At 46.6% G+C, this 12,892-nt stretch carries 8 protein-coding genes; 5 read left to right on the plus strand and 3 right to left on the minus strand.

The window, feature by feature from the left end; all coding sequences use genetic code 11:
- Window positions 1-445: 445 nt before the first annotated feature.
- Window positions 446-1,987, plus strand: coding sequence for a SulP family inorganic anion transporter (locus ACFQ2O_RS14890; RefSeq protein ID WP_377529157.1), 1,542 nt, complete (start codon window positions 446-448; stop codon window positions 1,985-1,987).
- A gap of 107 nt (window positions 1,988-2,094) precedes the next feature.
- Here the strand turns inward: ACFQ2O_RS14890 and ACFQ2O_RS14895 are convergent, their stop codons facing one another.
- Genes ACFQ2O_RS14895 through ACFQ2O_RS14905 form a run of 3 tightly spaced genes read right to left on the minus strand, consistent with a single transcriptional unit; the run spans window position 2,095 to window position 7,563 of the window.
- On the minus strand, window positions 2,095-3,246 hold the full coding sequence (locus ACFQ2O_RS14895) for a serine hydrolase domain-containing protein (RefSeq protein ID WP_377529159.1): 1,152 nt from the start codon (window positions 3,244-3,246) through the stop codon (window positions 2,095-2,097).
- Between the two features lie 14 nt (window positions 3,247-3,260).
- A complete protein-coding gene (locus ACFQ2O_RS14900; protein ID WP_377529162.1) occupies window positions 3,261-6,470 on the minus strand; it encodes a hypothetical protein in 3,210 nt (1,069 codons plus the stop codon).
- A gap of 22 nt (window positions 6,471-6,492) precedes the next feature.
- Window positions 6,493-7,563 carry an NAD(P)/FAD-dependent oxidoreductase gene (locus ACFQ2O_RS14905; RefSeq protein WP_377529166.1) on the minus strand — a complete coding sequence of 357 codons (1,071 nt, stop codon included), beginning with the start codon at window positions 7,561-7,563 and terminating at the stop codon, window positions 6,493-6,495.
- A gap of 83 nt (window positions 7,564-7,646) precedes the next feature.
- Here ACFQ2O_RS14905 and ACFQ2O_RS14910 point away from each other — a divergent pair, with 83 nt between their 5' ends.
- From ACFQ2O_RS14910 to porU, 4 genes are all read left to right on the plus strand, one after another.
- Window positions 7,647-8,282, plus strand: a complete 636-nt coding sequence (locus tag ACFQ2O_RS14910; RefSeq protein ID WP_377529169.1) for an MBL fold metallo-hydrolase — start codon at window positions 7,647-7,649, stop codon at window positions 8,280-8,282.
- 20 nt (window positions 8,283-8,302) lie between these two features.
- Window positions 8,303-9,010, plus strand: a complete 708-nt coding sequence (locus ACFQ2O_RS14915) for a CDP-alcohol phosphatidyltransferase family protein (RefSeq protein WP_377529172.1) — start codon at window positions 8,303-8,305, stop codon at window positions 9,008-9,010.
- On the plus strand, window positions 9,007-9,258 hold the full coding sequence (gene purS / locus ACFQ2O_RS14920) for a phosphoribosylformylglycinamidine synthase subunit PurS (protein ID WP_377529174.1): 252 nt from the start codon (window positions 9,007-9,009) through the stop codon (window positions 9,256-9,258). The genes ACFQ2O_RS14915 and purS overlap by 4 nt, the downstream gene beginning before the upstream one ends.
- 35 nt (window positions 9,259-9,293) lie before the next feature.
- Window positions 9,294-12,892: type IX secretion system sortase PorU (gene porU / locus ACFQ2O_RS14925; protein WP_377529177.1), on the plus strand; the 3,599-nt coding region annotated here is incomplete at its 3' end.

The raw sequence follows: 12,892 nt of genomic DNA on the forward strand, positions 1-12,892 counted from the left end.
GCTTTAATCCGGCTTTTTTCATTACTGCCCTTACTACAAACAAGGCCATACTAAAGTATTGAGACAAAACAGCCCTTCTTTTGTCTCCAAAAACCTTATCTTTGCACCCGCAATGAGAAACACTATCCATTTCAAATCGCTTACTCCACCCTGATGTTAGGGCAAGCTACTTTTTGTTAGTTTGCTCCACTTCATTACTTTTTCGCTTCGGTACACACCCTTAGAGCTGTACTTGCGAACCTCTATATACATTAGATTTTCTTAACCTATACTTAAACGAAGGTATAAACACTTTCGTCTGCACAGGTATACATTGCTCCATAGAAATACATTTGCAAATGCGTATGTCTTGTGGCGGCTTTAGTAAAATCATCGTGCTATAAAGTATAAATACTTCCAGAACCTTTGCTATCCAAAGGATTCACTTGTTATACATCATTCAAAAATGAAACAATATTTAAGACTCTTCGATTTTAGCCAAAAAGTAGACTATAAAGTTGAAGTGCTAGCAGGCCTTACCGTTGCCATGACGATGATACCTGAATCACTTTCCTTTGCCATACTGGCTGGTTTTCCGCCTTTGGTTGGTTTATATGCTGCCTTTATAATGGGTTTGGTTACTGCGGTGCTTGGTGGCAGGCCGGGTATGGTATCTGGCGGTGCAGGTGCTACTGTTGTAGTACTTATAGCCTTGATGCAATCGCATGGCCTGGAATACGTGTTTGCGGCTGTGGCTCTGGCTGGTGTGCTGCAGATTTTGGTAGGTATTTTTAAACTAGGCAAATTTATACGCCTGGTGCCACAACCGGTTATGTATGGCTTTGTAAACGGCTTAGCTGTTATCATCTTCATGTCACAGTTAGAGCAGTTCAAGACCGTATCAAACGGAGATATTACCTGGATCTCCGGTAGCCCGCTTTATATTATGGCTGGGCTTGTGGCTTTAACGATAGCCATTATCGTATTACTCCCACGCATTACCAAAGCTGTGCCCCCATCACTGGTCGCTATTATTGTTGTTTTCCTGGTAGTGCTTGGTTTCGGGATTGATACCAAAACAGTTGCTGATATTGCCGCCGTTAGCGGTGGGTTTCCTCCTTTCCACATACCTGAGGTGCCACTCAATTTAGAGATGTTGCAGGTTATATTTCCTTATGCCTTGATTATGGCTGGAGTAGGTTTAACTGAAAGCCTGCTAACGCTGAATTTGGTGGATGAGATTACCGGCACCAGAGGACAGGGAAACAGAGAGTGTGTGGCACAAGGTAGCGCAAACGTCTTAAACGGCTTTTTCTTCGGTATGGGTGGCTGTGCTATGATTGCCCAGACATTAGTTAACCTATCGGCAGGAGCAAGAGCACGTTTGGCTGGTATAGTGTCAGCCCTGGCTATCTTAGTGATCATACTTTTTGGCGCACCAGTAATTGAAAGAGTACCTATGGCAGCCTTAGTAGGTGTTATGATCATGGTAGCCATTGGCACTTTTGAGTGGATCAGCTTCAGAATTATCAATAAAATGCCGAAACAGGATATTTTCGTTGGAATTCTGGTGGCCGTTATCACTATTTGGCTTCACAACCTTGCTTTAGCTGTATTGATTGGTGTTATCATCTCGGCTCTGGTATTTGCCTGGGAGAGCGCCAAACGCATTCGGGCAAGAAAGTATACCGATGCTAACGGTGTTAAGCATTATGAAATTTACGGTCCTTTGTTTTTTGGCTCTGTTACTGCTTTCACAGAGAAGTTCGATGTTTTGAACGATCCTGAAGAAGTTGTAATAGACTTCAAAGAAAGTAGAGTGGCTGATATGTCTGGTATTGATGCGTTGAATAAGCTGACGGAACGGTATCATAATGCAGGCAAAAAACTCCACTTGAAGCACCTCAGCGAGGATTGCAGACTACTACTTAAGAACGCGGAGCAGGTAATAGATGTAAATATCATGGAAGACCCGCATTATGCTGTCGCTACCGATAAATTGGCTTAGCGCTTAAAAACTAAAGTATAAACCCCGTAGCTATTCAATTTTAAGAGTAGCTACGGGGTTTATACTTTATACTTGCTGAAGAAGCGAGCGGCAACGCCTGACTTTATCTACTTTACCATCTTATTTACAGCGTCAATCATAGCCAATACTTCACTTGGGTGATCCCCGATGCGTTCTCCTCGCTCTTTGCCCAGGCGTACAATAATCAGCTCCTTTTCTGGAATCACGATAATATACTGCCCCAGGATACCGCGAGCATAGAAAATCTCCTGCCCTTTATAAGCAGGTATAAGCCACCACTGGTACCCATAGAAATCTACTTTCTCGCCATCAGAGGCTTTGATAAGTCCATTAGGAGTGAGCGAGGCCTTTACATAAGCTGGAGGAACAAGTGTGTCACCATTCCAGATACCTTTGTTTAAGTATAATTTTCCAAGCCGTGCAAAGTCGCGGGCATTGGAGAAGAAACAGCAGTAGGCTTTTTCTATGCCATCTTGCCTATCCACGCTCCACTCAGCATCATGTGCTGCTCCCAATGGTTGCCACAGCTTTTCCGCTGCATAAGCACTCAAGCTTTTACCTGTGGCTGCTTGAAGTATAAATCCCAGCACCTGGGTATCACCACTCTTGTACTCCCACTGCTGGCCCGGCTCCTGTACTGCCTCCAGCCTATCAATCACTTTTTTAAGGTCAGTACCATAGTAAGCTTCTGTGGTCATCGAAAGCGGGTTGCTGTAGGACTCGTCCCAGTTCAGCCCGGAGCTCATCCATAGCAGGTGCTTTATTTTTATGCTGGCTTTTTTGCCTTGCCTGAACTCAGGCAGAAAATTCCCCACCGGCTGCTCTACGTTTTTGATTTTTCCTTCTTGTATTGCGGCACCAATCAGCATGCTCACAACGCTTTTTGCCATCGAGAAAGAGTTGCTCAGCGATTCATCTGAATAGCCATCCCAATACTGCTCCTGAAGTATAGAGTCGTTCCTGATCACCAGAAAAGCAACGGATTCTAACTCTTTGTGTAGCACCTCCAGCTCCTGAGGCAAAGATTGCCTGTTATACTGCTGAGCCAAGGGCCAGGGCTGAGCGGCGGCAGGTGCTGCTATGCTGTGTTGCTCAAAAATTTTATTATCGTCAATATCAGCGAAATTATAGACAATGGCTTTATAGACATAGTTTTTGTCGGCCATGTGTATCCATGCTGCCAACAGGCCCAGCAGCAGTAAAGCTCCCAGCCCAAAGCGTTTTGCTTTGCGGTTCATGTGGTATGTGTGTTTTAGAAGTCGTACCCAATCGTAACATAGAACTTTGGCCCTACACGGTTTTCTTCTTCTTCACCCCACGCTACATCTAATTTACCATATACGCCAAGCAAAGTAGTACGGGCACCAAAGCCGTAGCCTACCAGGAATGGGTTTCTATAATTGATTACTGTAATATCAAAAGCCTCTGTGTTACGAGGTGTACTGCGGCCACCTACTGTACGTGTGTTCACAGAGTTATTTCCTGTAAAAGGGTTGCCACCATTATAAGCAGAACCTGCATCAGCAAAAGCAGTTAGTTGCAGGTTACGGAAAAAGCCTGACCCGATAGGCCCGTTGTACAGGTACTGTACAATGGGGATACGCAGTTCAGCATTTGCCAACAAATAGCGGTTTCCGCTCCTTACATTATAGTTAAAGCCTCTAAGCGGTGTTACGTACTCCAGGTAAAATAAATCGGTAGGCGAGTTTATCTGCACATCATTCAGTTCTGCTTCTTCGTCTTCATCAGCCAATAGCCAGTTATCCATACCTCCAATCAGGAACTTCTTAGTAGAGTTGCCAAAAAAAGCGCCATAGCCCACGTGGGTTGCCAGTATAATCTGTCTGTGGATTTTAAGGTAGTGTCTGAAGTCAGCATAGAACTTATTAAAGTTGCTTTCTGCCCCCTCAAATCCTCTCAGAGATAGAAACCCTACTTTAAAGCGTGTGCCTTCGCGTTGGTTAACTCCAGTAATCACACTGTTATCATATACCAGCTCAGCGTTTCCTCCCCAAAAGGATTCTACAGAATCCGGAATAGCAAGCAAATCCGGGCTAGAGTAAGTTAAACGATTGCTGACAAACTTAGGCTTCAGGTGCAGGCTGGTACTATGGCTGAGCGGATACTTGAGCACTGGTGTCAGTTCGCTTTTCGTGAAAGAAACAACAGAACCTGGCGCATTCGAAAAGCTTCCTACCAGCCTGCCCCGCTCAAACTGCACCCCAATATCTACGCGGTTGGTCAGGTTCATGTACTCTGCAAAAAAGTTGTTTGTCTCAAAATCAGTGCGCATAAAGGCTGTTCCGCGTATCTGGTGGTTTTCAAAGAGGTCACTCATCTCTACACCAGCCACTATCCCGAAGCCTAACAGCGGATCGGCATCTACAGAAGTGATAATTTCCTGTACACTAAAGCGCAGATCGTAGTCTAAAGGCCCCACCAGATCGATAGGTCTGCCTCCAGCAGTTGCTCGCTGCACAGTTGGCGCGTTACGCTTACTTTGCTGTTGTGCCTGAGAGCCTGCGTCAAACTCATAATTGTTAATGTTGATCTCGCCTTCCTGACGTGTTTCTGTTGCTTGCTTTTCCTGCTCCAGCAGTTTCCGGCGGTTAGCAGCCGCTGTGGCAGCAGCCTCGGTTGTACGGGCCCGCGTTTCGAGGATAATCTGCCGCGAAGTTTGGGGAAGATCCGTTAAGGCTGTTGGCTGATAATCTGGCAAGAGGTATACAAAGCTGCTTCCTTCATCGCTTGCTGCTATCGCCAGTACATTAGCCTCTGGTGCGTAATCGTACTGCTCAATGCTCTGAACAAAATTAGTAACGGGGGTACTGGTGCCTGCACTCAGGTCATAGCGATAGACACTGCGAATACCGCTTTCTTCACTTAAGTATACCAGGTTGCCATCTGGCGTAGGCCGTGGCTTTACTTCGCTGGCTATGCTGCTGGTGAGCTGGCGGATATCGTTATCAGGCCCTTGCTGGTTCAGCAGGAAAATATCATAGTTGTTCCCAACGCTGTTAAAGTCTGGTGCGGCGGTACGCGCCGTACCATCTGCCCAACGGTTAGAGCTAAATGCAATGCCTGCATTATTAGTGAGAAACACAGGGTCTATATCATCAAAAACATCATTCGTCAGCTGCTTCTGCAGACGACCGTTGGCTCGGAGCAGAAAAAGGTCCGACTGCCCATTGCGGACGGCACTCACTACAATGGTCTGCCCATCTTCAGAGTAATCCATGGCATTTACATGGGCAAACTCATCCAGCGTAACAGCAGGAGTGGTTAAGTTTTCGTAGAAAGGTATAAAAGAATACCTGTTGCGGGCATTTATCTGCCGTAAAGTCATCAATCCTCTGCGTGCTTCTATAAATCCAAGCTCACCGTTAGAACGCCATGCCAGCACAGGCACACTGTAATCAACACGCTGGTCCAGGTTTTTATAGCCGGCACGCCATACCACATACTCTTTCTTCGAGCGTACCTCCTTCACAAATATCTTATAGATGCCATTGTCATTCTTTACATAAGCGAGCAGTGTTCCGTTAGGGTTAAGCACTGGTTTGCCGTAGAAGTGGCTTTCTTTGTTTTTCTTGATGAGCTTAGCGCCATCTGGCAGTTGTACCAGTGGGTTACTGTTGCTGGTGTTTATCTGGATGTAGTAGTTGTACCAATCCTGCAGAAAACGCTTGTAAGGGATGTTAAGGCTGCTGGTTATCCCGATTTCAACATCGCGTGTTATCCGGGTCAGGTTCAGTATGTTTTGGATGGCAGTGTAACCGTATCGCTCAGCAACGTAGTTCCAGATGCTTTGGCCAGTTAACTCCGGATTTTTAAGAAACACCTTCTCCGGGCGTGGCCTATCCTGCGCCATAAGCATATCGCGCATGTAGTTATCCATGCCTATACCCCAGCCTTCTGCGGTATAGGCAGCCGCACCGCTGATAAACCAATCGGGCAGGCGCAGCAGGTAGCTGCTTTGTAAGGCTTCTTTTAAGCTGCCGCCATACATCATGTCATTCATTAACAGATCTGTAAGGCGATAGCTTAGCTCACGCTTAAACTCTGTTTGCGTTCCTCCAAAGGCCAGCTCTACCTTGTTCTTCAGGAAAAGTGTTTCACCACCTGTCTGGTATTGATCATTGTTAAGGCCAATATTACTTTGCAGCAGGTCTGAAGGAGAGTTATAGAGTATAAGGGTAACCTTTGAATAAGGGTAGTAGCCTATAAGACTTGTGATGCGCTTTAGCTCTTTCTCTGCATAGATAGCTGCACTTTGGGCTTTGTCCTGGCCACCCTGGCTAAAGTATACATTAAAATTCTGCGTGCTGTAAAGCTTCCAGTCAAATTTTTTGTACTGGATACGGCTCTTTCCGAAGGCATCGCGATTTGGCTGCGCCTGCCCTGCAGAAACCGTCAGAAGGCAAAATATAAGCAGAGTGAATAATCTGGTATAAAAACGCATGCGCTTATGGTTGCTGGTTTTATTATTTTATATAGTCGTAATATAACGATAAATATCTGCAAATATGTACATCTGCTACCACCTCTGCCTTGCCCTCCAATACATCAGAGAAATGCTGGGCCAGGTAAGGAGCCATTAACACGCCTTTAGACCCCATGCCGTTAAAAACGGCAAGCTGCGGGTACTGCGGGTGCGTGCCTAACAATGGCTTGCGGTCACGAACAGCTGGCCGTATGCCTGCCCAATGATGTACTACCTGAAACTGTTGAGAAGCAATCTGGCTAAAACGCTCTGATAGTTCCTGCTGCCCTGTTGCGCTGGGTTCTTCATCGGGTTGTCGCCAGTCGTAGGTAGCTCCGACTTTGAATCGGCTACCTCCTACGGGAACAACGTAAACGGCTTTATTATAGATACATTCCGGGTCAAAATTCTGGGTTTGCACCTCCAGCACCTCCCCTTTTGTAGGCTGTATAGGCAACCACCTGAAGTATGGGTTATGTATAACCTGAAAACCTTCACAGAAAATCAGCTGCTTCGCCTCCTGTTCTTTATACTTCACTCCGCCTTCTGTAAGCTGTAACTTGTCTATTTCGAACCGCTCCGGCAACAGCAAGCCCTTGCCTGTTAACTCCTGTTCCAGTAAATCCAGCATGAGGGCCACCTGCAGGTTGCCGCCGCGGCCAATCATAATACCCCCGTTCGGGTCATCAATACCGGGCTGGTTTATACTTTGCGTATGCGTTGCCAAAATATAGTCTCCCCACTCGCCACCGCCGCTTTTGGCCATCCAGGTGTTTTGCTCTCCAATAGAAGAGAATATTTTATAGATTGGTTTATGTACAAAAAGCTGCTGCTCAAAGCGGGCCTCCAGCTCATTATAAAAGGCATCGGCCGCAGGTATAAAGGTATCGGCCAGCCAGGTTTTGGCAAAGCGCTTTCCTGCTATAGGATTTAGTAAACCAGCTGCCACACGCGAGGCTCCACTAGCCCGTGGCTCATCAATAACTAGTACCTGATGGCCTCTCTTGCGTAACGTATAGCTTAGGATGGCACCGGCCAGACCGTGGCCAACAACTATAAAATCGTATTTCATCAAGGCAAGTTACGAGATGTACCGCGTAAATTCTTAACTTACAAGCCGATTTTGTGCTTGCCTAAACAACAAGAGAGAACGCTATGAAGGTTACCTGCCTTACTTTTAATCCTTTTCAGGAGAACACCTACCTGCTGCACGACGATACCAACGAATGTGTGGTGATAGACCCCGGCTGCTATGAGCAACAGGAGCGCGAACAGCTGAAAAAATTTATATCGGCTAATAACCTGAAGGTGGTGCGCCTGCTAAATACCCATTGCCATATAGATCATGTGTTAGGCAATAAATTTGTGGCTGATACTTACGGCGTTGGGCTGGAGATTCATGAGCTGGACGAGCAGGTGCTGCGTGCTGTGCCTAGTTATGCCTCTAATTACGGTTTTCCGATGTATGATGAAGCTCTGCCTACTGCTTACCTGAAAGAAGGCGATGCCGTGAAGTTTGGCAATACAACGCTGGATGTTCTCTTTACTCCCGGCCATGCGCCCGGGCACATTGTGTTTTACAACGGACCGGAGAAAGTTTGCATCGGTGGCGATGTATTGTTCCGCAACAGCATAGGCCGCACTGATTTGCCCGGCGGTGACTTTGATACACTCATCCAAAGTATAAAATCCAAGATGTTTGCCTTGCCTGATGATGTAACCGTCTATCCCGGCCACGGACCTGAAACCACCATTGGCTACGAGAAAAACAATAACCCATTTCTGCGGTAGCCTGACTGCCTCGCCCTTACATGAAGAAACACATACCTAACGCTATTACATGCCTTAACCTGTTCGCAGGGTGCCTTGGTTTATACTTTGCTTTTAAAGGTGAACTGGTTTATACTGCTTACCTGGTAGGTATTGCCGCTGCTTTTGATTTTATGGATGGCATGGTGGCCCGCGTCATGGGTTCTTACTCCGAAATTGGTAAGCAGCTGGATTCACTGGCTGATATGGTGTCTTTCGGCGTAGTACCGGGCACGATTATGTTTATGCTTTTGCAGCGCATCGAAGCTCCTTTTTTAGGCATATCTGCAGATGTTCTGCCTTTTTTCGGCTTCCTGATTACTGTTTTCTCGGCCTTGCGCCTTGCTAAGTTCAACATAGATACGCGCCAGTCAGAGTCTTTTATTGGCTTGCCTACACCAGCCTGTACTCTTTTTGTAGCCTCATTGCCGCTTATTCTGGAAACAGGAGACCTGGTTATGTTCGAGATCATCCTGAACCACCCCGTGTTGCTTATACTTACGGTGCTGCTCTCTTACCTACTGATAGCAGAGTTGCCGCTGTTTGCACTCAAGTTCAAGAATTTTACCTGGCAGGATAATGCCATTCGGTTTATTTTCCTGGGTTTATCGGTTATCTTGGCGGCTATGCTTAAATTCGCGGCTATACCACTGATCATAGTGTTGTACATACTTTTGTCTATCATCAAAAAAACATCCCATACATCATGAAATTTGTTGCTGAAATTGACGTAATGCCTCGCCCCGAACTGTTGGACCCACAAGGTAAAGCAGTGTTGTTAGGCCTGGAGCACCTTGGCCTTGATCAGGTAAGCGATGTGCGTATTGGAAAGCATATCACTTTAAACCTGGAAGCAGAAACAGAGGACATTGCCCGCGAAAAGGTAGACAAGGCTTGTAGCAAGCTGCTGGCTAACCTGATTATGGAGTCTTATACCTTTGAGCTAAAGCAGGTATAAAAACCTTCTGTCATACAACCTTTTAACCTGCATCTTTGTTAAGATCCAGGTTGCTGCCTGCCCCGCCTGTACAACTACTGGTGCGGCAGGCAGCTTTTGATTATTTATACTTGCTTATGATGTGGATGTGGCCCGGGCAAATAGTTTATACTTGTGCACTGTTTCTGTTAAGCCTTAGCTTTACAGCCACTCAGGCACAAACCACTGCCTCCACTCCTAACACCCTTCGTGTACAGAGCCTATCAGAAGCAACTCATACTTCAAAGCCCTCTACAAGTATAAACCGCAGCGCCACACAGGCGGCCTCCACCTCTGTGCTTAGCACCGGAGAATGGTATAAGCTGGCCGTAACCCAAAGTGGCATTTATAAAATAGACAAGAGTGTATTACAGGCCCTAGGAATCAATACCCAAAGTTTAGACCCTAAAAAGATACAGGTATACGGCAACGGAGGCGGCATGCTGCCACAGCCAAACAGCACCCCTCGACCTGACGACCTGCTGGAAAACGCTATAGCAGTAGCAGGAGAAGCAGACGGAAAATTTGATGACACAGACTATGTACTCTTCTATGCCCAAGGCCCCCATACCTGGGCATATAACAAAGCAGAGCAGCAGTTCAAGCATACGTATAATCTTTACTCCGATACTGCTTTCTACTTTCTGCGCATCAACCATAGCGCAGGTGCACGGGTAGCTACCCGTGGTCAGACAACGGGTGCAGGCCCAACTATTACCAGCTACACGGAGCGCCTGTTTCATGAAAAAGACCTGAAGAACATGGTTTATTCTGGCCGTGAATGGTATGGCGAAGACTTCAGCTCGTTTCAGACTTCGCGCGACTTCAGCTTTCCTGTTTCTGATGTAGTGGCAGGATCTAACGTTAAACTCACGGCTGCGCTGATGGCGCACTCCCCTACCAACAGCTCTTTTACGATCAACCTGAATGGGCAGTCGCTTGGCACACAAACAATAGCCAGCAGCGGCAGCTCCAGCAACGAATATCGCCCACAGGGAGTTAACAGCACCCAAACCTACAGTATTAACCAGCAACGCCTGGGAGCAGGCTCTGATTATAAAGTAACACTCAGCTTTAGCCCCAGCGGTGGCTCAGTGGCTATCGGCTACCTCAATTACCTGGAGCTGATGTACGAGCGCCAACTAAAGCTATATGGCGAGCAGACAGCATTCCGCTCTATCCAAAGTATACAGCAGCCAGTAAGCAACTTCACTATTACCGCACTACCAGCAGGTGCCTTAGTATGGGATGTAACCAACCCCACACAGCCGGTAGCACAGCAGCACAATAACGGCACCTTTAGCTCAGCCACAGATGTGCTGCGTGAGTTTGTGGTATTTCAGAATATCAGCGCCAAACCTATTGCAGTAGGCAAAGTAGCTAATCAAAACTTACACGGTTTAGGTGCCGACACTGATTTTGTTATCGTGACCTACCCAGGCTTTTTGCAGGAGGCCAACAGGCTGGCGGCGCACCGTGCGCAGCACAGTAACATGAAAGTACAGGTGGTAACTACTGCGCAGGTGTACAACGAGTTTTCGTCTGGGGCACAGGATGTAACAGCTATTCGGGACTTTATGCGGATGCTCTACACACGCAGCAACAAATCTGGTGATGATGTGATGTACCTGCTTCTTTTTGGAGACGCCTCTTATGACTATAAAAACCGCTTGCGCAGCAAAAGCACCAATTTTGTTCCGGTCTATGAATCGAGGCAATCCTTGCATCCTATCGAGAGCTACAGTTCTGAAGATTACTATGGTTTTTTGGATGAGGAAGAAGGAGAATGGGAAGAAAATGCACAAGGAGACCATCTGCTGGATATTGGCATTGGCAGGCTTCCAGCTAAAACAACTGCAGAAGCAGCTTTACTTGTAAATAAAATTATTGCCTACGACAGCCCTCAGCATTTTGGCAGCTGGCGCAGCAGGATATCTTTTGTGGCGGATGACGGAGACGCGAATGAGCACCAGCAGGACGCTGAGTTTTTGTCTAACTATGTTGAAAGTAACTTTCCGAATTATACATCAAACAAGATTTACCTTGATCTTTTTAAGCAGATTGCTACCGCCAGCGGAGAGCGGGCACCGGAGGCAAATGCTGCCATAGACAAAGCTGTTGAAAACGGATCGCTTATTATCAACTATACCGGCCACGGCAGAGAGATAGACCTGGCTTCAGAGCAAATCCTGACGCTGCCGCAAATCAGTAGCTGGCAGAACAACGATAAGCTTACTTTTCTCTTAACTGCCACCTGCGAGTTTGGCCGTTACGATGACCCGGCACGTCCGTCTGGCGCTGAAATGGCGCTGCTGCACCCTGCCGGTGGTGCCATTGGTCTCATCACTACTACACGACCTGTCTACTCTAGTGGAAACCGCATACTGAACCGGAATTTCTTTAGGAGTGCCTTCACGCCTGTTAATGGCCGTATGCCTCGCCTGGGTGATGTAGTAATGCTGACTAAGAACAACAGTATCAACGAAAATTCAAGTGGCTCCAAGGGGGTTAATAACCGTAACTTCACGCTCCTCTGCGATCCCTCTTTACAACTTGCTTACCCTACTTTGGAAGCAAAAGTAACAAGTATAAATGGTGTGCAGGCAGATGCTGATACGTTAACCGCCTTAAGGAAAGTAGTACTACAGGGACAGATACAGGACCAAGCAGGAAACCAAGCTTCTGATTTTACCGGTGATCTGCACCTGAAGGTATACGAGAAGCCTATTACCCGCTTTACACTCGGGAATGATGCCCCATCCATGCCGGTTAAGGTTTGGGAGAATGTTATTTACGATGGCAAGGCCTCAATAAAGCAAGGACTGTTTGAGGTTACTTTTGTTGTACCGAAAGATATTGCCTATAACTATGGGCAAGGCAAAATAACCCTGTACGCTAGCAGTGCCCAGGCAGATGCCTTAGGAGGCCTTCAGAATATTGTTATTGGTGGTACTGCTGCAGAGGCAGCCACAGATCAAACGCCTCCCACTATTAAGCTTTACTTGGATGACACTTCTTTTAAGCATGGAGGTATCACAGGCACTAAGCCTACGCTTTTGGCAAAATTGTTTGATGAGAACGGCATTAATATCACCGGTATAGGCATAGGGCATGACATTACAGCGGTACTGGACGATGATGAGAACAACCTGATCATACTAAACGACTATTATACCACTGCCCCTGATAGTTATCAGCAAGGAGAAATAAAATACCTGCTTAAAGACTTAGCTCCCGGACAACATAGACTGAAGTTAAAAGCCTGGGATACGTATAATAATTCAGCAGAGGCCTATATAGAGTTTTTTGTATCAAATGATGCGGATCTTGCGTTAGAGCATGTATTCAACCATCCTAACCCTTTTTCAGAGGAAACAACATTTCATTTTGATCACAATAGAGCAGGTCAGGACCTGGAGGTACAAGTACAGGTATTTTCTATTTCTGGCAAACTGGTAAAGACTTTGAACGCCACTTCCAGCGGAAGCCCAACACATTTTGCAGAATTAACCTGGGATGGCCGTAATGAGTATAATGATTTGCTGCCTCGGGGCGTTTACATCTATAGGGTTGTTGTACGTTCTAGGCAAGATGGTTCTAAGGCTTCTAAAACAGA

It is taken from the genome of Pontibacter rugosus, from assembly GCF_042678745.1.
Taxonomy (GTDB): Bacteria; Bacteroidota; Bacteroidia; order Cytophagales; family Hymenobacteraceae; genus Pontibacter; species Pontibacter rugosus.